This is a genomic window from Agrobacterium sp. ES01 (assembly GCF_050320885.1).
Classification (GTDB): domain Bacteria; phylum Pseudomonadota; class Alphaproteobacteria; order Rhizobiales; family Rhizobiaceae; genus Allorhizobium.
The window spans coordinates 266,644-286,639 of record NZ_JBNQTH010000001.1 but is presented as its reverse complement, the minus strand read 5'-3'; the positions used below and the strand labels follow the sequence as shown (position 1 = coordinate 286,639).

Below are 19,996 nucleotides of genomic sequence, written 5' to 3'. Positions count from 1 at the left end.
GGCGAAGCTTTCCAGGCAGTAATACTATATCGGCAATACATTGCTCATCGGGAATTTCCCGCCGCCCGTCATGGCGATGTTTGTGCATGTCTAGAAATATTCGGATATTGTGAACGTTCTTTTAATCACCCCAAAAAAGAACCCGTCATTACTGATAGGCTATTTTCGTGCTTTGAAAGTCCAGCCATCTTCGCGCACGTCCAGCACGGATACCGTGTCGCCGAGCTTCAAACGTCCTTCGCCACGCGGCACCGTATTCCAGCCGAATAACGGCCCGGGAACACGCCTGTCCGCTGACATGCGCAGACGCCCCATGGCCGGCATGGGATTGGCACCCTCGCGCGAGCCGGTCGCCTGATCCTGCGTGGTCATGATGCAACGCGGGCAGGGCTTGACCAGATCGAACACCATGTCGCCAATCTGGATCACCGACCAACGATCCTCGGCCCAGGGCTCGTCGCAATCGACGACGATGTTGGGGCGGAAGCGATCCATGCCCACCGAGCCTTCGCCATGGGCTTGCATATCGGCGTTGAGGGCCGCAAGCGAAGCGGTTGTCGTCACCAGGATCTGGTAGCCGTCGGCAAAGGTCACAGGGCTGTCGGGACCTGCCCATTCGGCACTTGCCGTGCGGCTGGCGCCGCTGTCGAAGAACACCAGCTTCACATCGCGGCCGAACCAGTCGGACAGTTTGGCATCGACAGTGTCGTCGGCGGCTGCTGCATTGACGATGGATTTCCAGATGGCCACGTCCATGCGCTTGTCGGGATGCGGCGGTGCCACCATCATCTCCCGCCCGTCATCCATGACAAGGCGAATATAGCCGGAATGGGGAAGGGCAGTCAGGCGGGCAAGCGCTGGCAGTTCGCGCTGGGTGATGAAATGGCCGGAAGCATCGACAAGCATCATTCGGCGGTCGCCCATCAGTCCGCGTGCATCAATCATCGCTTCGGGGATCGCAATTGCGCGTGCGCTCTTGAATGGATAGATGTTGAGTGCGCTGACCTGCATGATGTCCCTCAGATTTCCTCGAAAAACAGATCGTAGACCTGTTTCAGTCTGTCATGGCGTTCGCTGGCAAGCCGCCGTCCGGCAGGGGTCTGGAAGCCGTCGGCCAGTTTGAACAGTTTTGCCGGGAAGTGGTCAATGGCAAAGGCGCGGTCATCGAGCGCGCGGTTTTCTGCACGCGGGTCCGCGGCATCGTAGAGCGCGGAGCCCATCCGTCCGGCGATATAGAAGCAACGGGCTGCACCGATAATACCGATGGCGTCCAGCCTGTCGGCATCCTGCAGGATCTTCGCCTCAAGGCTTTCGGGCGCGATGCCGGCTGAAAAGCTGTGGGCGGCGATGGCATGGCAGACAGACGAAATGTCCGGGTCACTCCAGCCCATGTTCCTGAGAATGCCTGCGGCCTTGTCGGCGGCCAGCGTGGAGGCCCTGGACCTGAGCGGTGAACTCTTTTCCACGGAGACGCAATCATGCAGCAGGACGGCTGCCGCCAGAATGCGACCCTCTCCACCTTCGTCGCCATGGATGCGCATCGCATTACGAAACACGCGGGCAATATGGGCCAGATCATGCGCCCCGTCGTCACCGCCCTCTATCGCGTGGGGCATGAGCTCGGTTGCAAGGGCTTCATAAGGCCGAAAACCGGCAAGGAATTTTGCATCTGTCATGGTTGTGGTCCGGATTGGTTGGCACGACGGCCGCGCCAGCGCTCTGGCTACAAATCGCAATGGCGGTTTTGTAGGCTAGAGATCGGCGAAAGAAAAGGACCGGAGACAGCATGTGACAAGGCCCAGTCGCGTCGCGGGTAAGGCAACGCGCCCGAGGAGTGCTGGCGGCGATGGGCGTTACATCGATTGCGTTCGCAATAGTAAGAATGGTTATTAAAATTAACCGATCATTAATTGGTTTTGATCCGTCCCTGAAATTCGGTAATATGTGTGCGACCCTTTTTGATTTTTGCGTCGGGGCAGGCGGACGTCAATATTTCAGGGGGTATATGATGACATCAATTTCTTCAAATTATACAGCAACTTCATCCTATGTTCAGAGCCTTGACACCAATGGCGATGGTGTTGTGAGCGCAGAGGAACTGGCGGCAGGCGACAAGAAGAGCGGTCGAACCCAGGACCCCACAGTCGAAGTTGGCGGTAGCGCGGCCGCACAGTCCCAGCTCTCCAGCATGTTGTTTCAGTCGATGAACGCGGCAAGCGACAGCGGCACAATGAAACCACCCTCATTTGCCGATATGTTTGCGGCCATGGATGACGATGGCGACGGCAGCGTGAGCGAGGCTGAGTTCGTTGCTGCACGTCCAGAGGACGTGACGGAAGAGATGGCCACAGCACTCTTTGGCCGGATCGACAGTGAGGGCAGCGGTTCTATTTCCGAAGACCAATATGTATCGATGATGGAAGCGCAGCCTCCGATGGGCCCGCCGCCACCGCCGCAAAACGAAGACACTGAGCAACTGTCCTTTGCCGACCTGTTTGCCGAAATGGATAGCGATGGCGATGGAACAGTCAGTGCAGCCGAGTTCGTCGCCGCCCGTCCCGATGATGTCACCGAAGACATGGCGACACAGCTTTTCAGCGATATAGATACGGAGCAGACGGGATCAATTACCGAAGAGCAGTTTACCACTGCAATGACGGCTATGCGGACCCCGCCGGAAGCCTCAGCTGAAGACGTTGATACTGTCAGCCTTGCCGACATTCTTGAAAGGGTCAATGCACTTTTCTCTGAATATCTTGCCGACGCGGCAGACGGCGCCAGCACGGAATCTATCCTCGTGTGACCATTCGAGATCTTTCGATCTCGCCGGGCCAGCAACATAAAAAGTCCACAAAGTAGAAAGGGGTGTTTCTTCCGAAACACCCCTCTTTGCCGCAGGAATTCAGAAAAGCTGCCCTCAGCGAGCCTCTTTTTCCTCCACCGGTGGTCTTTCCAGCTTGGCCGCCAGTTCGCCGGAATAGGTAACCTGCGGGAACGGGATCGAGATGCCCGCATCGTCAAACGCAAGTTTCACCGCTTTGGTCAGGTCGCGCGATGTGGTCCAGAAATCTGCCGACGCTGTCCAGTAGCGCAGCGTCAGGACAACTGCGCTGTCTCCGAGTTCCATCACAAAGGTTGCCGCCTCCGGATCGGACAGCACGCGTGTGTCGGCTGTTGCGAGCTTCATCATGATCTCTTCGGCCTGGGTAATGTCGTCCTCATAGCCGATGCCGACATTGAGATCGAAACGGCGTGTCGGCTCGCGGCTGAAATTGACGATCGGCACATTCCAGAGCGTGGAGTTGGGGGCCAGCAGATACTTCCCGTCAAAGGTCTTCATTTCCGTGGCAAACAGGCCGACTTCGCGCACGGTGCCGGAAATATTGCCGGTATCGATATACTCACCCACCCGAAATGGCCTCAGCACCAGCAGCATGATCCCGGCTGCGATGTTCTGCAAAGTCCCCTGCAAGGCAAGCCCGATGGCCAGACCCGCTGCACCAAGGGCGGCGAGGATGGAGGCCGTCTGCACCCCGAATTGTCCCAGCACGGCAATGAAAACCATGATGAGGACGGCATAGCGCACCACATTGGAGAGGAAGACCGCGAGCGTTTCATCGACACCTCTGACCCGGCCGAGTCCACGGCGTGCCCAGCGACCGAGGATAGCGGCGAAAGCCCAGCCGATGATGAGCAGCAGAAGCGCGCCAACGATCGAGAAGGAATATTCCACGGCAATCGCGCTTGCCTGACTGAGTGCGGCGCGCGTTGCGATGAAAAACTGTGATGTCTGTTGTTCCATGCGTTCAATTGTCCCCTTGCAGGTCGGTGTCTATCGGCCACGGGGAACGGAAGGATGCCCTGAATAGAAAAGGGGTCTCACGATTTCCGCCAGAGTTGACGGCAATGGGAGACGCTGTTCGGGCCCGGCTGTTCCTCGAGGATATGCTGGCAACGCAGTGACGGAACGGCCGGACGCCCGTCTGTCGCCAAGTTTCTAACGTAAGTAAGCTCCATAAGTTCCAGCTAAACTGGACCACGGTTCTTCCGAAGTCCAGTCTAGGGGAGAATAATGCTCAGCTCGCCGCATTTTCGGCATTGAGAGGCAAGAGGAAGGGAGCGGCCTCCTTGAACTCTGCACCGCGGCCTATCGATTTGACGGCAGCCCGCAAACGACCGTCCCGCTCGAGCAGACGGTCGGCAATATCCACCAGCCGTGCATTCGGGGTCGCATGCGCCGACGCTTGCCGGAGGCGCTGCACCAGTGCCGCATCCTCCTGCTCGGGATGAACGGCGAGAGCCGCAATCAGTGCCGCCGCTGGGGAGCGCGACACGCCAAACCAGCAATGAATGAGAAGCGGCGCGCTCCGGTCCCAGCCACGGGCAAAATCGATGATCGCCCGCACATGACTGTCCTGCGGCGCGATCAGCTTTCCGGTGCCGGCAAAGCTGATGTCGTTGACACCGAGCTTCAGGTGGCGCTCCGCCTGGATCACCGCGGGGCGATGGAAGTCCTGATTGGCAGCCATCAGGCTGATCATTTCGCATGCGCGGTGCCGCACGGCCATTTCGGCAATATGCGACAGCGGAGAGACGATGATCAATGTCATGATTTTCCGGCGCGTTCTGCGTCGATAGCTTCGAACCGGCGAACGAAATGGACCTGCGCCGTGGTCGCGGCTTCCGGCGCGATCGGCAGCATCTCGCGACTGAAGCCGCGCGGCATGCCGAACAATTTCTTGGCTTCGGTCTCGGAAAAGCCGGCAAGCTCGACTGCCTCGAAATAGGCGGCGATCTGGTCGGCCTTCTTGATCTGCGCTTTTAATTCACGGCTGGGATGCGGTGCCAGGCCGAATCGCAGATGGATGGCCGCCTCCAACCGTTTCTCGACCGTTTTGTAGCCACCGCCGACGACGGCTTTGAACGGCGAGATCATGTCGCCGATCACGAATTCCGGCGCGTCATGCAGCAGTGCCATCATCCGGTCGTCTGCACTGGCCTGCGGCTGGTTGATGCAGAAGATCTGCTCGACCATGATCGAGTGCTGCGCCACCGAAAAGGCATGGTCACCATGGGTTTGACCGTTCCAGCGCGCCACACGCGCCAGACCGTGGGCAATATCGATCAGCTCCACATCAAGCGGTGAGGGATCGAGCAAATCCAGCCGTCGGCCTGAAAGCATGCGCTGCCAGGCCCGCGCCGAAATCGGTGTAACGGATGCCATTGCGGTCAGCTTTCCTCGGACGGCTGTGGAAAACTGAGCCCGGTCCAGCCCGCAAGGGTGAGAGCCACAGGGACTTTCCCTGCAAGAATCGGTGTGTCGGAAGCCATGGCGTCTCCGGCGCGATCGATCCTGACTATTGAAAGTCCACGCTTTCCGGCAATGGTGCCAAGCGTGCCGAGTGGCTTGCCACCGGCGGTAATCTCCGTGCCGGCTGCGGGCAAAGGCGCTTCAGCCGTCACGATGACCAGACGCCGGCGGGCGGTTCCACGATGCTGCATGCGGGACACGACTTCCTGTCCGACATAGCATCCCTTTTTGAACGAAACACCCGCGTTCAGATCCATCATCACGTCATGGGGATACACATCGTCCAGCGCAAAGTCGAAGGGGGTCTCCGGAACGCCAGCCAGAACTCTGAGCGCATGATAGCCCTCGATCGTGTAATCGCCATGTTTTCCGGCCTGCCGCATGACGGGAATACCGGCAGCGGCAAAGCGCATGTCCACAACCGCGTCGTCGCCTGCAATATCGCCCCAGGTGACGGTCACGCCGTCACTCGGCTCGTTGGAAATCTCGACCTTCGAGCGCAGCTTGTACATGGCAAGGCGCTTGCTCATAGCCTCTGCATTGCTGGCCTGGGTGTCGACAATGAAGTCTGCGCCGTCCCGCCAGATCATGAATGCGAACTGGATCTTGCCCTGCGGGGTCAGCAAGGCTGCTGGCATGGCCTCGCCTTGAGGCAGGCTATCGAGATCGGTGGTGATGAGATTTTGTAAAAATTTTTCGGCATCGGGTCCGCTCAGGCGGATGAGTGCTCTGTCTGGCAAGAGTGCGGCTGGCATCGTTTTCGTATCCGATTGGGTAATGAAATTGTCAAGTTGTCGGCGGTCACGAACGATTCATGCATATCAGACCCGCATTGGGCGAGCATGACAATGCCCAATTCTTTCGAATCAGTAAATAGAACGTGTACGGCCGGCCCCTTAACCGGAATGAAATCAGTCGCCGCCCAGCAGGAAACGCCATTCGCCGTCCGGGGAAATCCCCAGGCGGAAGAAATTGTAATTGCCGATCTCCAGCATGCTGGCGAAATCGCCGGCCGTGACGATACGGAAAAGCTGAACCTTTTCAGGCGCCGTCAGCGCCTGAAGCGGCTTTTCGGCAAAATAGGGCCAGACATACATTTCGCTCGGCGTTCCGGCATTCACACGCGCATAACCGGCTGCCAGCAGATCTTCGATAATGGCCAGGATCTCGATCCCGTCATCGTCGCCGGAAAAACCCTTGAGGACGTCCACCGGGTCGGAATCTGACCCACTCAGTTGCAACTGCGTCTGGTTGGGGCCGGGATTCATCAGCGGCTTCAGCTTGGAAACATCACCGGTCGCCGTTGCGTCGATGATCAGCTGGCGCATGCGCTTTACGGGTTCGGGAAGCTTGTCGAGGTCGAACTCGACCTCAACGGTGCCAGACTGCGACGAATCATCGGTCACCGCCTCATCGTCAGCGGGCGCAGAATTGATCAGCGGGTCGGGGTCGGGAATGCCAAGCGCACCGTCATTCGGAAGCTCGTCTGCCGGCACATCCTCGGGCGGCAGAAGTTCGCCATTGGTTGTTCCGCGATCGTCCGCACCGGGGATGGATTTCAGTTGTGAAAGTGCAAAAACGCCGTTGCTCTGCGCGGCAAGCCCTGCCGTACAGATGATCGCCGCCAAGGTCGGGCGGAGAATGTATCGACGCAAGGCGGTAGCTCCGACGCGCATCGCTTTATATCCTGATAGTTACTGCAAGTTACGCTGAGGTGAGAATTCGCCGGCAACCATGCGTTCACGCAGCGACTCAAGCAAGGCTTCGGCACCTTCTTCGCCCAGCACGCGAATCGTTTCGCGCATCGCAAGAGCGATCGCCGCATCGGCGATGATTTCCGGCTCGATGCCGTCTGCCATGCCGTCGGCCCAGGCTTCATTCTGGTACTCAAGCGCGGCCTGCATCTTCTCGTGGACAATCATGTCATCGATTTCGTTGCGGCGCGGTTCCATATACTTATTCCTCGCATGCATGCAGTTCTTACTGAGCTCTTAACGACATTAGCAGCCTTTTCTTAAAACGACACGGGTGCCGATCAAAAGAGGTGAATTTATCGTTAATTTCCAAAGCGCGCTGCAATTTCGGTCGCCAGTGTTGCGCCTTCGATACGATATCTCCGCTCCACGTCAACCGCTGCCGGCGTACATTCGACGTGAATTGCCGCAAAAGACCGGTATCCGCGGTTAAATGCAGCCGTCAGAACGCTGCGCCGACCCGGCTCGTCGGCAGTCTCGGACTCCAGAAGGGACTGCATCGTCTCGCGCCATTCCGGCTCTTCTCCCTGATCGCAGAGATTGCGCAGATAATGCACGGTGCCCAGAATCTCGGCCAACCGCGCCAGTTGTGTGTCATAAGCCGTCGGTTTTTCGCCCGCAGCTGGCACATCGACGATGGCGTTATCCACAGCCAGTGCAGGCCATGGCGAAAACGCCAGGATCGCGAGAAGGGCAAGAATGCGGTCTGGTCTTGTCACTAAGATGCGCTCGTGAACGATAGCGCAGCACTTTGAGAGGCTGCAAACACACATCATTTAACCGGCTTCCTGTTCGCGCGCCAGCGATTCGATGCATTCCAGTACACTTGGGGGAGCCGGGAGCTTTGCCGCATCCTCCAGGGGGAACCAGTCGGCCTCCAGAGCATCGTCTGCGGCCACGACGGCGCTGATGCCCTCAACATCCACCCTGAATACCGACAGAAGGAAATGGCTGGGAGGGCCATCGCCATCGCCTTCCGCTTTCAGGTCGTAAAACGCATAGAGACGCGGATTGGTGGCGGTCACCCCTGTTTCCTCCTCAAGCTCTCGCAGTGCAGTCTCTTCCAGCGTTTCACCGGGCTCGGAGCGGCCGCCGGGGAATGCATAGAGATCGGCCGCAGGCGGATTGCGACGTCGTACCAGAAGAACCTGACCCGCGAAGACGGCGATGGCGGAGGCGGCTGTCTGTGGTGTGGGGTAAGAATGGGTCATCGGCTCCACTTCCTTTGCGACATCCGATCATAGAAGCAAAGGCGCATGCCTGTCAGCGTCTTTCGGCATATGGTCTGCTTGACCGTGAGCAGGCAGGGTGCGAAGAAAAATCATGTGCGGACGCTTTGCTCTCGATGCCACGGCTGAACAGGTGCTGGAATTCCTCAGCGTGATTCGCATCGAGGACTTCCCGCCGCGGTTCAATATAGCGCCAACGCAGCCCATCCTGATGGCTGTCGGTTCACCCAGGGGCGAGCCTGGCAGCAACCTGCCCAATCGCGAGGCCTTGCTGGTCCGTTGGGGTTTCCTTCCCGGCTGGGTGAAGTCGCCCGATGATTTTCCGCTGCTGATCAATGCGCGGGCGGAAACGGTCAATGAAAAGGCGTCGTTCAGGGCAGCCATGCGCCACAGGCGTGCACTTGTACCGGTGTCCGGATTCTACGAGTGGCGGCGCTACCCCAAGGGTAGCAAGCAGAAGTCTCAAGCCTACTGGATACACCCGAAGAATGGCGGTCTTGTCGCCTTTGCAGGCCTGCAGGAGACATGGGCCTCGGCCGATGGTTCCGAACTTGATACGGGCGCCATCATCACCTGCGCTGCCAACACGGCGATATCGAAAATTCACGACCGCATGCCGGTGGTCATCAAGCCTGAAGATTTTCCACGCTGGCTGGATTGCATGAATTACGAGCCACGCCAGGTGGCCGATCTGATGGTGCCGACCGACGATGATTTCTTCGAGGCCGTGCCGATCTCTGATCTGGTCAACAAGGTGTCCAACACCAGTCCGGAAATCCAGAACAGGGTGGAAATAGCACAGCCTGATCCAGCACCCTCGGATAAATCTGCAGGGTCCGGTCAGATGTCGCTATTCTAGAGAGCTGCTTGTCAAACAAGACAAGAGAATAACTCTAACACGCTACAGGTGCTGCATGATTTCAAGTCGAACAATTGTCGATTTGAAAACTGCAGAAGATGCAGATACCTGGCTTCAGGCTGGCTGAGGCTTCGGTTTGCGCTTGAGCATCAGCGCTGCAGCAGCAACGGCTTTCAACCCGACAGGGCGGTATTGTGAAACGAGGTCCGATTTTTGCGGCGCTGGGGCCGGCTTCTTCGGCGACATGATATTTCCTTGCTTGCGCGTTCTGGTGTTCATCACTGTCCAGAATCTTTGCCTGAACATGACAAAAGCATGACAGAGACAGGCAAGGACGCAAATCACATTAAAACAACACAAACCACATTTCGCGACTGTTCCCGTATAACAAGCATCAGGTCAGTGATCGAAACTGGCGGTCATACGCCTCGGTCGAGGTCGTTTTCCTCATGCTCGTTGGAGTCATCTTCGACCGTCAGCGTCCCATAACGGCGACGCCAGGCGCGCGCGCCGAAGGGCAGGGTGATGAGGTAGAGCAGAACTGTCAGGGACAGGACCTGCCAGGTAAAGCTCATCAGCAGCGCCACATACAAAACGACCGTCAGCATCAGCGGCAAAACGAAATCGCGCCGGATGCCTTGCGTGGTGGACTTGCCCGACCAGACCGGAAGGCGGCTGACCAGAAGGAAGCCGATCAGCACGGTATAGGCCGAAGCGGCATAGGCGAAGGTTTCTGTGATCTGGACCCCAAGGAAACCGAGATAGACCGGCAAAAGCACCAGCAAAGCGCCTGCGGGTGCCGGCACGCCGACGAAATATTCGGACTGCCATTTGGCCTTCTGCTTGCTCTCGTCCATGACGTTGAAGCGGGCAAGGCGAAGACCGGCGGCAATGGCGTAGACCAATGCCGCGATCCAGCCGAGGGAACGGGCCTGATCGAGCAGGAACACGTAAAGCACCAGCGCCGGGGCCACACCGAAATTGACGATATCGGCCAGCGAGTCCATTTGCGCGCCGAATTTCGAGCTGGCCTTCATCATGCGCGCAATGCGCCCGTCAATGCCATCGAGAAAGGCAGCCGCGAGCACCATCATGACCGCCAGTTCGTAGCGATTTTCGAAGGCGAGGCGAATGCCGGTCAAACCGGCGCAGATGGCCAGAACAGTAATGACATTGGGGATGATCAGGCGAAGCGGTATTTCGCGCAGACGAGGTCCACGCGCCGCATTGTTCTGTTCTTCCGGGTCAATGGTGGGAAGGTCTCTCTCTGGATGGGGCGCTTGCATATTCCTGGGCTTCCTCAAGGTCAGCCGCGACGGCTGACCACCGGTCCCTTTGGCGAGCCGAATTCGGCAAGCACGGTTTCACCGGCAATGGCGGTCTGTCCGATAGCAACCCGCGGCTCGGCGCCGGCGGGAAGGAAAACATCCAGACGCGAACCGAAACGGATCAGGCCAAAGCGCTCGCCGGCATCCAGCGAATCGCTCGGATTGGCCCAGCAGACGATACGGCGTGCCACGAGACCGGCAATCTGCACGACGCCGATATGGCCGTGGCTGGTGTCGATCACGAGGCCATTGCGCTCGTTGTCCGTGCTGGCCTTGTCGAGCTCGGCATTGAGGAAGCTGCCTTCCTGATAAGAGATATTGACGATCCGGCCACGCATCGGTGCGCGGTTCACATGGCAGTTGAAGACATTCATGAACACAGAGATGCGCAGCATCGGTTCCGCGCCCAGATGCAGCTCTTCCGGCGGAATGCGCATCTGGATCGACGACACACGCCCGTCAGCCGGGCTGATCACCAGATCGTCATCCTGCGGCGTCACACGCTCCGGGTCGCGGAAGAAATAAGCGCACCACAGTGTGAACACCATCCCGACCCAGAAGAGCGGCTCCCAGATCCATCCAAGCACCAGCGAGGCAACAAAAAAGATCGCCACAAAGGGATAACCTTCCTTGTGGACGGGCACGATGGTGTTACGCAGGCTGTCGAACAGGCTCATGGGCCTTTTGTCTCCACTCAAAAAACGATTGGAAGCTGACTACCGCGAAAGCCTGTCAGGAGCAATGGCGCATGGCAAAAGCCTGATCGCGCAGCCACAACATCTAAAGACATCCAGATAGCGTCCCTCATGCCTGATGTGGTGATTGGCCAACGGATTTCCAGAGGCAACGCTTGCTCGCCCCAGACGTCAGTTCGCCGGCTGCTTGCGGATCACCACACCCTCGGCATCGCTTTCGCGCACCTGGCGCAAATGCTCTTCGGCTTCGGTGGCTTCACGCTGTCGATTCCACATCGAGGCATAAAGGCCATTCTGGTCGAGGAGATCGCGATGGGTTCCCCGTTCGGCAATCTGCCCGCCCTTCAGCACGATGATCTCGTCGGCATTGACCACCGTCGACAGTCTGTGGGCGATCACCAGCGTGGTACGGTTTTGCGATACAACGTCGAGTGCGGCCTGAATTTCCTGTTCGGTGGTTGTGTCGAGCGCCGATGTCGCCTCGTCGAGGATCAGGATCGGCGGTGCCTTCAAAACGGTACGCGCGATCGCCACGCGCTGCTTTTCTCCGCCCGACAGCTTCAGCCCACGCTCGCCAACCATGGTCTTGAACCCTTGCGGAAGGTCGGCAATGAAATGCTTGATCTGCGCCACTTCGGCGGCCTGTTCGACATCCTCATCAGAGGCCGACGGCCTGCCATAGCGCACGTTGTAGGCAATCGAATCGTTAAACAGCACGGTGTCCTGCGGCACCATGCCGATGGCAGAACGCAGGCTCTTTTGCGTGATCTCGCGCACATCCTGGCCATCGATGGTAATCGCGCCCGACTGAACGTCGTAGAACCGGTAGAGGAGGCGGGAGATCGTCGACTTGCCGGCACCCGACGGTCCGACCACCGCAACGGTCTTGCCTGCCGGAACCTCGAACGAAATACCCTTGAGGATCGGTCGGTCGGGATCATAGGAAAAATGCACATCGTGGAATGCAATGGCACCCTGGTTGATCTGCAGCGGCTTGGCCCCTTCCTTGTCGGTGATCTCCGGCGCAACGTTCAGCAGATCGAACATCTGCTCGATATCCGTCAACCCCTGGCGGATTTCGCGATAGACGAAGCCGATAAAGTTGAGCGGCACCGAAAGCTGCAGCAGCATGGCGTTGACGAAGACGAAATCACCCACAGTCTGTTCGCCGCGCTGAACGGCAAGCGCCGACATGATCATCATCACCGTCATCCCCAGACCGAAGATGACGCCCTGGCCAAAGTTCAGCCAGCCAAGCGAGGTCCAGACCTGGGTCGCCGATTTCTCATAGCGCTCCATGGAATCGTCGAAGCGACGGGCTTCCATGTCTTCATTGCCGAAATATTTGACCGTCTCGAAGTTCAGAAGCGAATCGATCGCCTTGGTATTGGCCTCGGTATCGCTGTTGTTCATGGCGCGGCGGATGGAAATGCGCCAGTCGCTGGCCCGGATGGTGAACCAGATATAGGCAGCCACAGTCACAGCCGTGACCGCAAGATAAGAAAAACCGTAGCCCCACCAGAAGATGACAGCCGTCAGCAGAAATTCCAAGACGGTCGGGATCGAGTTCAGGATGGTAAAGCGGACAATCGTTTCGATACCCTTTGTGCCGCGCTCGATGATGCGCGAAAGCCCGCCGGTCTTGCGCTCCAGATGAAAGCGCAGCGACAGCTGATGCATATGGACGAAGGTCAGATTGGCGAGCCGGCGCACGGCATATTGCCCGACACTGGCAAAAAGGGCGTCTCGGAGCTGGTTCAGCCCCCACTGGGCGATCTTGGCGACGTTATAGCCGGCCACAAGCGCCACGGCAGACAAGAGGAACAGCGGCAGGATGCCCGTCGCATCCATCTTGCCATCCAATGCATCGGTCGCCCATTTGAAGAAATAGGGCACCAGCATCAACACGGCCTTGGCGAACACCAGAAACACGGAGGCCCACACAACGCGCATCTTCAGATCGAAGCGTTCCGCCGGCCACATGAAGGGCCAGAGGTTCAACAGTGTCCGCAATGGATTGCTGTCGTCCGCAGATACGGTTTTCTTGGTGTCGGCCATGGTCTTCCGCCCCCGGGTAACCTGTATTTCAAGATGAAAAGCGGCGGTCCTTGAGGAACCGCCGCCGCTCAGCAGATAGGGCCATGGTTATGCGAATGCAATGGCAGGCCGGCAAACTAGGGTATTTGAGGCCGGTTAGTTGCCCGGTTTTTCCCCGCGCAGACGACGGCGATGGATATCTTCGGCCTCATTTTCCGGCAACGCACTGTCCGGGATCGTGAAGATCTGTCCCGGTTCGATCAGGTCGGGATTGAGGATCTGCCCCTCATTGGCCAGATAGATCGTCGTATAGCGAACGCCCTGACCGTAGATGCGTCGCGAGATCTGCCAGAGCGTATCGCCGCGACGAATGATCACGCTGTTGGCGCTCTTGGTCAGAGGGGCCTGCTCGATCGTCGCCGGTTCGCCGGCTGCGGTCTGCACCTGCGCCCCCGAGGCAGCGTCTGTTCCCGACGCGATGGCCGCAGGGGCCTGTGTCGGTGTCGGAGCAGCGTTCAGTACATCATCGATCAACTTTGCCAGATCGGGAAGGGCAGCGCCAACCGCCGCCACATCTTGCGGCAGTGCCTGAAGCGTGTCCAATGCCTTGCCTGCAGCCTTGGCCGTCTTGGCGATATTCGCCGCAATCTGTTCGCCGGCATTGGTGGATGGGCGGAACTCGCTCAAGGACTTCAGCGAGAAGGAGGTCGCAGACCGGGCAGCGGCCAGCGCTTCCATGGTCGGCTGCTTGCCGTCGACATAGAGCGAGCGAAGTATGGCAAAGGACTTGGACAGCGCGTCACGCTGCTTCTCGAAGGCGCCTTCTTCCAGAGGCACCAGCGCGTCCGGCTGGCCGCTTTCAGCGTCGGGTGCCTTGGCAACCACGGAGACCTGAGAGCCTTCGGGCCGTTCGAACGGCACGGAGGCGCGCACGATTACATTGCCGTTTTCGTCGATCAGATCGACCCGGATCGTGTGAGAGCCAACGGAAAGCGACATCTTGCCTTCGACCACGAAATTGCCGCCGGCATCGGCGCTGGCATCGCCAACGAACGTCTCGTCGGCATAAGCGCGCACTGTGCCACCCTTTTTCGTCGCACCGGCAATGAAGATTTTCTCGTCTTCAATTTCGACTGCGGTGACGCGGATCGCCTGACCATCGCCGGATGACGCAAATGCCGGCTCCGTCGTGGTGGTGGACGGTGGCAGTTCGGCTGTTTCGGCCGGTTCGGCAGTGGCTGCCGTTTCGGCTGGCGCAGGAGCCTCCGTGGACTGCTCGGCAACACGAGGCTGCTTGGTCGATTCAGCCACCTGGTCCGGCATGGTCAGAACCTTGCTCGCTTGCCCGGGCGTTGTGATCATGGCCAGAAGATTTCCGCTGGCATCCTTGGGGACGGAAACCGTCGCCACCTGTTTTGAGGTCACGACCTTGCCGTCCTTGGTCGTTGCACGCAGGGAAAGCGCGTAATCGCCAGGTGGCAGCGGGTTTTCGGTCACGGCGACGAAATCGCCGCTTTCACCGGCCTTGTCGGTGGCAATCACAGTGTCGCCGTCAACGACATCGACCTGGCTGTCAGGAAGCGAGCGACCGGCAATGACGGTTGACCCATCGGGTTCGACCCGCAACACATCGAATTCGGGAAATACCTCTGCGCTGACAGCAGGGGATTGATCCGCTGACGCAGAAGAGCCTTCGCTGGCCGGCACGTCGACGTCCATGCCGTCGAGAGCCTTCTCGATCAATCCGATAAGCGGCGCTGCAGCCTCAGGTTCGCTGGGCAGGGCCTTCAAAACGGAGAGCGCCTTTTGCGCACCGGCGCGTGTGGCGGTCATGGCGGCGCCGGCTGCCTTTTCAATATCGTCGGGAATGTTGATCGTGGCCAAGGCCGAGACGGAGGTTTCTGCAACGGCTCTGGCACCGGCATAGGCATCAGCTGTCGGGAGTTGTGAATCGGCAAACAGCGAAGCCAGCCCCTTCACCGCATTGCTGGCTTCCTCCTGCAGGCGTGCCATCTTTTCCGTCGCTTCGGCTACGGCACTGGTGACGGGCGCGGTATCAGCAGATTTCGATGGGGTCTGCTCGCTGCCGCTCGGTTCGGGATCCTCGGTAATCCGCGGCAACACGAAAAACACCATCAGTATGGTTGCAAAGCCAAGAACCAGTAGAGCCAGCCAGCCGGCGCGGTTTTTCATCATCAAGCCTCTCCAGACGCGCGGTTGCCAATTCCTACAACCGAGGGCCGATATTCCCCTTTTTTCTTGCTAGCGTTATCTATCTCGTTGCACAAGCGTTGCAGCGTGCAAAGGCTTGTGCCTTTAAGCCTTTTCCGCCAATTTTATGGGCCTCGCCGTACCATCTGCCTCTTTTGTTGAAATGACTGGAAAATCTGTGCCAAATCGATCTATTTGCGTCTATTGCGGTTCTCAGCCGGGGCGCGGTGACATCTATATGAATGCCGGCCGCGCGCTTGGTCGGGCGATTGCTGAAAACGGTTTCCGCCTCGTCTATGGCGGTGGAACCAAGGGCATCATGGGCGCTGTCGCAAGCGGTGTTCTGTCCGCCGGCGGCAATGTCACCGGCATCATACCCGAATTTCTGGTCGACATGGAAGCCACGCGCCATTCGCTGGGGCAACTCGACGAACTGATTGTCACCAAGGACATGCATGAGCGCAAACATGCCATGTTCGAGCGCGCCGATGCCTTTGTCACGCTACCAGGCGGTATTGGCACGCTGGAAGAGATTGTCGAGATCATGACCTGGGCGCAGCTTGGACGTCACGGCAAGCCGATGGTATTTGCCAATGTCGGCGGGTTCTGGGATCCGATGCTGGAACTCATTCGCCACATGCAAGAGCAGGGCTTTATCCACACAGCCCATCTGGTCCAGCCGCTGGTGATCGATCAGGTGGAGGATATCGTTCCGCAGATCATGGAGAAATGGCAGCAGATGAGTGACCCGTCCGGCGCCGAAGAGGTCATCTCAAAACTCTGAACTCTGAACTCTGAACTCTGAACTCTGGGCCTGATGCGCCTAGCTGCCGAAATAGTTGAAATACGCCCAGGCAAGAACGAAGGCCGCAATGACGCCGAGCGCGACCAGCAGCTTGTTCAGGCCTGGCCGTGGCGGCTTCGGCTCTTTGGGCTTCGGGGGGCGCTTGAATTCCACGACATTGGACACGTGTTTGGCTCCGATATATTCACTGGCTCCGGGACGCATCCCTGAGCTTTTGTCATGATACTATTCGACACCGTCTACCCGATATCAGTCAACGATGAACAAAACGGCACCAACTTGCGTCGATGAGCGATGCGGTTCTGCATTGTCTGCGACCTGATAGCTCATGCCAGGGCTGAGCACGAAGATGCGGCCATCTTCCAGCTCGGTCGTCAGTTCGCCGGAGACGCAAAACAGCACATGGCCTTTGACGCACCAGTGGTCGGCCAGATAACCCGGCGTGTATTCGACCATGCGAACGCGGATATCGCCGAACTGGCGTGTCCGCCAGCGCGCGGCCCCGGTTTCGCCGGGATGGTCTGTCGCTTCGACTGTGCTCCAGTCTGTGGTGCCGAAGGGAATATCCGTCATCTTCATGTGCAATAGCCTCGCTCTGAAATCACAAGGGTGGCGTTGTGGGCGGACGTTTGCGGTAGGCCGTCAGCAACGGCCAGGAATAAACGACCAGCGCTGCCCAGATCAGCGGGAAGGCGATGGCGCGGGCCGTGCCGAACGGTTCGTGGAATATGAAGACGGCGACCAGAAAGATCATGGTCGGGGCAATATATTGCATGATCCCGATGGTCGATAGCCGCAGGAGCTTGGCCCCGTTGGCATAAAGGATCAAGGGGACTGCGGTGACGAGACCGCTCGCCATCAAGAGCAGCGTGTCGGTGCGATCGGACGCCAGGAAATGCCCCTGGCCGGTGATTGCCAGATAGATGAGATATCCAAGCGCAAATGGTGCGAGCAGCAAGACTTCCAGCAGGAAGCCTTGATTGGGCCCGATCGGCAGTGTCTTGCGGAAGAAGGCGTAAAATCCCCAGGTCACCGTAAGGCTGAGTGCCACCCAGGGCAGACTGCCGGTCTCGAATGCCAATATGGCAACAGCGATGGCGGCAAGAACAATGGCTGCAATTTGGGTTTTCAGCAATTTTTCCTTCAGCAGCAGCGAACCGAGCATGATCGAAAACAGCGGATTGATGAAATAGCCAAGGGCGGTGTCGAGCGCGCGTCCGGCACCGATGGCCCAGACATAGATGCCCCAGTTGATGCTGATGAGAGCCGCTGTCAGCGCTGCCATGGCCAGCATGCGCGGGGAACGTAGCGCAATTTTGAGATCGCCGGTCCGGCGCAGCAGAATGAGGATGATACCAGCCACTGGCACAGACCAGAGCACGCGATGCGATATCACTTCCGCTGGCGATATATGTGCCACCGCCTTCATGTAGAGAGGCAGGAAGCCCCACAGGAGATAGGCCGAAAGCGCAAACATGAACCCGCGCCCGCTATCTTCATTCTTCGGCACTTCAACCGTCGTGTTCGTCGCCATGGTGTTATCCGCCCAACTGCTTTTTTCAACGCGGTAGCGGAACCTGCATGAATGAGCAAATTCATTTACTTGAACTATCCGGGCCTGCAACCCGTCACCAGACACAGCCATTTAAGGAGGTACCGGAGGGCCGGTCAGCTAAGCCGCTCACCTTCGGTCACATAGTTATGTCAGTCTGACCGTTCTTTGACCCGCCAGGGCGGATCTATGCGATTCTCGCCGGCGAAATAGAGTAAAACGCGATTGCCGCCGGGGTCGAAAATCTCAGCTTCCCGCCACAGCCAGGACTGATCCTGAGGGCCGGTCGTGAAGCTCAGGCCTATGGCCTTCAGGCGAGCGACCTCGGCGTTGAGATCATCGCATTCGAAATAGACCGTGGTGCCGCCGCCACTTGCCTCGCCCTGATGCAGCGAAAATGTACTGTCGCCATCGGGGCAAAGGAAACGCACATAGTGCGGACGCGAATCGACGATGGGCTGGAGGCCGAGCGCTGTGTAAAAATTCCAGCCGGCATCGAGATCGGGCAGGGTGACAGTGACCTGGTTGAGCCGCATGGCTTACTCCGCAGCAATTCTGCCCGCCAGCGCGCGGTTCTTCATCAGCTTGTAGACGATCGAATCCATCAGGGCCTGGAAAGACGCGTCGATGATGTTTTCGGAGACGCCGACTGTCCACCAGCGCTGGCCGTCGCCATCGGCGGATTCGATCAGAACGCGGGTGATCGCCTCGGTGCCGCCATTGAGGATACGCACCTTGAAATCCACCAGTTCCAGATCGTCGATTTCATGCTGGTATTTGCCCAGATCCTTTCGAAGCGCCAGATCGAGCGCGTTGACGGGGCCGTCGCCTTCCGCAACCGACATGATCTTTTGCCCGTCGACCACGAGCCGCACCACGGCTTCCGAGACTGTCTTCAGGTCGCCATTGGCATCGAAGCGTCGCTCCACCATCACCCGGAAACCGTCAATGCCAAAGAAGTCGGGAACCGTGCCCAGCGTGCGGCGTGCCAGCAGTTCGAAACTCGCATCGGCACCCTCATAGGCATAGCCGGTCGCTTCGCGCTCCTTGACGATCGAGATCAGCGTATCGAGACGGGGATCGTCCTTGGCGACATCGATCTTGCGGCGCTTGAGCTCGTTGATGAAATTGGCCTTGCCTCCTTGGTCCGACACCATGACCTTGCGGAAATTGCCAATAGTTTCCGGCGGCACATGTTCGTAGGTCTTCGGGTCCTTCAGCAGCGCGGATGCATGAATGCCGGCCTTGGTCGCAAAGGCTGACGCACCGACATAGGGCGCCTGATGGTCCGGCGAGCGGTTGAGAAGTTCGTCAAAGGCGTGGCTGAGACTGGTAAGCTCCAGCAGCTTCTCGCGGTCGATCGAGGTCTTAAAGCGCGCCGCATAGGTATCCTTCAGCATCAGCGTCGGGATAAGCGTAATGAGATTGGCATTGCCACAACGCTCGCCGATGCCGTTGAGCGTACCCTGTACCTGCCGCACCCCGGCCTCGATGGCGGCCAGCGAATTGGCAACGGCCTGTCCGGTATCGTTATGGGCATGGATGCCAAGCGCCGCCCCCGGAACGCCGGCCGCGATCAGGGCCGAAACGGTGTCGCGGATTTCAGAAGGTTGTGTGCCGCCATTGGTATCGCACAGCACCACCCAGCGCGCGCCGGCGTCATAGGCAGTCCTGGCGCAGGCCAGCGCATAATTTGGATTGGCCTTGTATCCGTCGAAGAAGTGTTCGCAATCGACCAACGTCTCCTTGCCGGCCGCGACGGCCGCTTTCACGCTGTCGTGGATTGATTGCAGGTTTTCCTCATTGGTGCAGCCCAGTGCGACCTTCACATGATAGTCCCAACTCTTGGCCACGTAACAGATCGCATCCGATTGCGACTGGATGATCTGGTTCAGCCCCGGATCGTTGGAGATCGACACGCCTGCGCGCTTGGTCATGCCAAAGGCGACAAAGGAGGCGCGTAACGTGCGCTTCTTGGAAAAGAAAGCGGTATCGGTGGGGTTGGCCCCCGGATAGCCACCCTCGACATAATCGATGCCGAAATTGTCGAGCATGGTCGCAATCGCGATCTTGTCTTCCAGCGAAAAGTCGATTCCCGGCGTCTGCTGCCCGTCGCGCAGGGTGGTATCGAAGAAAAAGATCTTTTCACGAGTCATGGATGGCGCCTCCCGGGCAGTCTTGTCGTTGTATGTTTGTCAAAGTCACCCTCTGGCCT

General features: G+C 58.6%; 23 protein-coding genes. 3 read left to right on the top strand and 20 right to left on the bottom strand.

The window, feature by feature from the left end; translation table 11 throughout:
• Positions 1-159: 159 nt before the first annotated feature.
• Both ACQQ2Q_RS01490 and ACQQ2Q_RS01485 read right to left on the bottom strand, forming a co-directional pair.
• Positions 160-1,011 (bottom strand): MOSC domain-containing protein, encoded by an 852-nt coding sequence (locus ACQQ2Q_RS01490; protein WP_428185249.1) that lies wholly within the window; start codon positions 1,009-1,011, stop codon positions 160-162.
• Positions 1,012-1,019: 8 nt separating this feature from the next.
• Positions 1,020-1,676: an HD domain-containing protein gene (locus tag ACQQ2Q_RS01485; RefSeq protein WP_428185248.1), complete on the bottom strand. Its 657-nt coding sequence runs from the start codon at positions 1,674-1,676 to the stop codon at positions 1,020-1,022.
• 170 nt (positions 1,677-1,846) lie between these two features.
• Here ACQQ2Q_RS01485 and ACQQ2Q_RS01480 point away from each other — a divergent pair, with 170 nt between their 5' ends.
• Complete coding sequence (locus ACQQ2Q_RS01480; RefSeq protein WP_428185247.1) at positions 1,847-2,803, top strand: EF-hand domain-containing protein; 957 nt, start codon at positions 1,847-1,849, stop codon at positions 2,801-2,803.
• Positions 2,804-2,917: 114 nt separating this feature from the next.
• On the opposite strand, the gene ACQQ2Q_RS01475 is transcribed toward ACQQ2Q_RS01480, so the two are convergent.
• The 8 genes from ACQQ2Q_RS01475 to ACQQ2Q_RS01440 form a co-directional block, all read right to left on the bottom strand.
• Complete coding sequence (locus ACQQ2Q_RS01475) at positions 2,918-3,802, bottom strand: mechanosensitive ion channel family protein (protein ID WP_428185246.1); 885 nt, start codon at positions 3,800-3,802, stop codon at positions 2,918-2,920.
• A 274-nt stretch (positions 3,803-4,076) separates the two neighbouring features.
• Positions 4,077-4,610, bottom strand: a complete 534-nt coding sequence (locus ACQQ2Q_RS01470) for a tyrosine phosphatase family protein (RefSeq protein ID WP_428185245.1) — start codon at positions 4,608-4,610, stop codon at positions 4,077-4,079.
• Positions 4,607-5,224 carry a YfbR-like 5'-deoxynucleotidase gene (locus ACQQ2Q_RS01465; protein WP_428185244.1) on the bottom strand — a complete coding sequence of 206 codons (618 nt, stop codon included), beginning with the start codon at positions 5,222-5,224 and terminating at the stop codon, positions 4,607-4,609. Before ACQQ2Q_RS01465 ends, ACQQ2Q_RS01470 begins: the two co-directional genes overlap by 4 nt.
• Positions 5,225-5,229: 5 nt before the next feature.
• On the bottom strand, positions 5,230-6,066 hold the full coding sequence (locus ACQQ2Q_RS01460) for a YgfZ/GcvT domain-containing protein (RefSeq protein ID WP_428185243.1): 837 nt from the start codon (positions 6,064-6,066) through the stop codon (positions 5,230-5,232).
• Between the two features lie 156 nt (positions 6,067-6,222).
• Entirely contained in the window at positions 6,223-6,987 is a 765-nt protein-coding gene (locus tag ACQQ2Q_RS01455) for a hypothetical protein (protein ID WP_428185242.1), read from the bottom strand.
• A gap of 18 nt (positions 6,988-7,005) precedes the next feature.
• Complete coding sequence (locus tag ACQQ2Q_RS01450) at positions 7,006-7,263, bottom strand: hypothetical protein (protein ID WP_428185241.1); 258 nt, start codon at positions 7,261-7,263, stop codon at positions 7,006-7,008.
• A gap of 104 nt (positions 7,264-7,367) precedes the next feature.
• Complete coding sequence (locus ACQQ2Q_RS01445) at positions 7,368-7,784, bottom strand: TIGR02301 family protein (protein ID WP_428185240.1); 417 nt, start codon at positions 7,782-7,784, stop codon at positions 7,368-7,370.
• Positions 7,785-7,841: 57 nt separating this feature from the next.
• Entirely contained in the window at positions 7,842-8,276 is a 435-nt protein-coding gene (locus ACQQ2Q_RS01440) for an NUDIX hydrolase (protein ID WP_428185239.1), read from the bottom strand.
• A 112-nt stretch (positions 8,277-8,388) separates the two neighbouring features.
• On the opposite strand from ACQQ2Q_RS01440, the gene ACQQ2Q_RS01435 reads away from it, so the two are divergent.
• A complete protein-coding gene (locus tag ACQQ2Q_RS01435; RefSeq protein WP_428185238.1) occupies positions 8,389-9,153 on the top strand; it encodes an SOS response-associated peptidase in 765 nt (254 codons plus the stop codon).
• A gap of 114 nt (positions 9,154-9,267) precedes the next feature.
• Here ACQQ2Q_RS01435 and ACQQ2Q_RS01430 read toward each other — a convergent pair whose 3' ends face one another.
• From ACQQ2Q_RS01430 to ACQQ2Q_RS01410, 5 genes are all read right to left on the bottom strand, one after another.
• A complete protein-coding gene (locus ACQQ2Q_RS01430) occupies positions 9,268-9,399 on the bottom strand; it encodes a hypothetical protein (protein ID WP_428185237.1) in 132 nt (43 codons plus the stop codon).
• Positions 9,400-9,572: 173 nt separating this feature from the next.
• On the bottom strand, positions 9,573-10,439 hold the full coding sequence (gene pssA / locus ACQQ2Q_RS01425; protein WP_428185236.1) for a CDP-diacylglycerol--serine O-phosphatidyltransferase: 867 nt from the start codon (positions 10,437-10,439) through the stop codon (positions 9,573-9,575).
• Between the two features lie 20 nt (positions 10,440-10,459).
• On the bottom strand, positions 10,460-11,158 hold the full coding sequence (locus tag ACQQ2Q_RS01420) for a phosphatidylserine decarboxylase (protein ID WP_428185235.1): 699 nt from the start codon (positions 11,156-11,158) through the stop codon (positions 10,460-10,462).
• Positions 11,159-11,347: 189 nt separating this feature from the next.
• Entirely contained in the window at positions 11,348-13,234 is a 1,887-nt protein-coding gene (locus ACQQ2Q_RS01415) for an ABCB family ABC transporter ATP-binding protein/permease (RefSeq protein WP_428185234.1), read from the bottom strand.
• A 135-nt stretch (positions 13,235-13,369) separates the two neighbouring features.
• Positions 13,370-15,409 (bottom strand): LysM peptidoglycan-binding domain-containing protein, encoded by a 2,040-nt coding sequence (locus ACQQ2Q_RS01410; protein WP_428185233.1) that lies wholly within the window; start codon positions 15,407-15,409, stop codon positions 13,370-13,372.
• A 178-nt stretch (positions 15,410-15,587) separates the two neighbouring features.
• On the opposite strand from ACQQ2Q_RS01410, the gene ACQQ2Q_RS01405 reads away from it, so the two are divergent.
• Positions 15,588-16,208, top strand: coding sequence for a TIGR00730 family Rossman fold protein (locus ACQQ2Q_RS01405; RefSeq protein WP_428185232.1), 621 nt, complete (start codon positions 15,588-15,590; stop codon positions 16,206-16,208).
• Positions 16,209-16,247: 39 nt separating this feature from the next.
• On the opposite strand, the gene ACQQ2Q_RS01400 is transcribed toward ACQQ2Q_RS01405, so the two are convergent.
• The 5 genes from ACQQ2Q_RS01400 to cimA all read right to left on the bottom strand — a co-directional run bounded on the left by ACQQ2Q_RS01400 (position 16,248) and on the right by cimA (position 19,937).
• Entirely contained in the window at positions 16,248-16,394 is a 147-nt protein-coding gene (locus ACQQ2Q_RS01400) for a hypothetical protein (protein WP_428185231.1), read from the bottom strand.
• An 84-nt stretch (positions 16,395-16,478) separates the two neighbouring features.
• On the bottom strand, positions 16,479-16,808 hold the full coding sequence (locus ACQQ2Q_RS01395) for a DHCW motif cupin fold protein (protein WP_428185230.1): 330 nt from the start codon (positions 16,806-16,808) through the stop codon (positions 16,479-16,481).
• A gap of 22 nt (positions 16,809-16,830) precedes the next feature.
• Positions 16,831-17,763: an EamA family transporter RarD gene (gene rarD, locus ACQQ2Q_RS01390; protein WP_428185229.1), complete on the bottom strand. Its 933-nt coding sequence runs from the start codon at positions 17,761-17,763 to the stop codon at positions 16,831-16,833.
• Between the two features lie 170 nt (positions 17,764-17,933).
• On the bottom strand, positions 17,934-18,317 hold the full coding sequence (locus tag ACQQ2Q_RS01385; protein WP_428185228.1) for a VOC family protein: 384 nt from the start codon (positions 18,315-18,317) through the stop codon (positions 17,934-17,936).
• Between the two features lie 3 nt (positions 18,318-18,320).
• Positions 18,321-19,937 (bottom strand): citramalate synthase, encoded by a 1,617-nt coding sequence (gene cimA, locus ACQQ2Q_RS01380; protein ID WP_428185227.1) that lies wholly within the window; start codon positions 19,935-19,937, stop codon positions 18,321-18,323.
• Positions 19,938-19,996: the final 59 nt, after the last annotated feature.

Coding starts and splice junctions, on each gene's coding strand:
- ACQQ2Q_RS01490 (WP_428185249.1), bottom strand. CDS start 1,011: ATGCAGGTCAGCGCACTCAACATCTATCCATTCAAGAGCGCACGCGCA.
- ACQQ2Q_RS01485 (WP_428185248.1), bottom strand. CDS start 1,676: ATGACAGATGCAAAATTCCTTGCCGGTTTTCGGCCTTATGAAGCCCTT.
- ACQQ2Q_RS01480 (WP_428185247.1), top strand. CDS start 1,847: ATGGGCGTTACATCGATTGCGTTCGCAATAGTAAGAATGGTTATTAAA.
- ACQQ2Q_RS01475 (WP_428185246.1), bottom strand. CDS start 3,802: ATGGAACAACAGACATCACAGTTTTTCATCGCAACGCGCGCCGCACTC.
- ACQQ2Q_RS01470 (WP_428185245.1), bottom strand. CDS start 4,610: ATGACATTGATCATCGTCTCTCCGCTGTCGCATATTGCCGAAATGGCC.
- ACQQ2Q_RS01465 (WP_428185244.1), bottom strand. CDS start 5,224: ATGGCATCCGTTACACCGATTTCGGCGCGGGCCTGGCAGCGCATGCTT.
- ACQQ2Q_RS01460 (WP_428185243.1), bottom strand. CDS start 6,066: ATGCCAGCCGCACTCTTGCCAGACAGAGCACTCATCCGCCTGAGCGGA.
- ACQQ2Q_RS01455 (WP_428185242.1), bottom strand. CDS start 6,987: ATGCGCGTCGGAGCTACCGCCTTGCGTCGATACATTCTCCGCCCGACC.
- ACQQ2Q_RS01450 (WP_428185241.1), bottom strand. CDS start 7,263: ATGGAACCGCGCCGCAACGAAATCGATGACATGATTGTCCACGAGAAG.
- ACQQ2Q_RS01440 (WP_428185239.1), bottom strand. CDS start 8,276: ATGACCCATTCTTACCCCACACCACAGACAGCCGCCTCCGCCATCGCC.
- ACQQ2Q_RS01435 (WP_428185238.1), top strand. CDS start 8,389: ATGTGCGGACGCTTTGCTCTCGATGCCACGGCTGAACAGGTGCTGGAA.
- ACQQ2Q_RS01430 (WP_428185237.1), bottom strand. CDS start 9,399: ATGTCGCCGAAGAAGCCGGCCCCAGCGCCGCAAAAATCGGACCTCGTT.
- pssA (WP_428185236.1), bottom strand. CDS start 10,439: ATGCAAGCGCCCCATCCAGAGAGAGACCTTCCCACCATTGACCCGGAA.
- ACQQ2Q_RS01420 (WP_428185235.1), bottom strand. CDS start 11,158: ATGAGCCTGTTCGACAGCCTGCGTAACACCATCGTGCCCGTCCACAAG.
- ACQQ2Q_RS01415 (WP_428185234.1), bottom strand. CDS start 13,234: ATGGCCGACACCAAGAAAACCGTATCTGCGGACGACAGCAATCCATTG.
- ACQQ2Q_RS01410 (WP_428185233.1), bottom strand. CDS start 15,409: ATGATGAAAAACCGCGCCGGCTGGCTGGCTCTACTGGTTCTTGGCTTT.
- ACQQ2Q_RS01405 (WP_428185232.1), top strand. CDS start 15,588: ATGACTGGAAAATCTGTGCCAAATCGATCTATTTGCGTCTATTGCGGT.
- ACQQ2Q_RS01395 (WP_428185230.1), bottom strand. CDS start 16,808: ATGAAGATGACGGATATTCCCTTCGGCACCACAGACTGGAGCACAGTC.
- rarD (WP_428185229.1), bottom strand. CDS start 17,763: ATGGCGACGAACACGACGGTTGAAGTGCCGAAGAATGAAGATAGCGGG.
- ACQQ2Q_RS01385 (WP_428185228.1), bottom strand. CDS start 18,317: ATGCGGCTCAACCAGGTCACTGTCACCCTGCCCGATCTCGATGCCGGC.
- cimA (WP_428185227.1), bottom strand. CDS start 19,937: ATGACTCGTGAAAAGATCTTTTTCTTCGATACCACCCTGCGCGACGGG.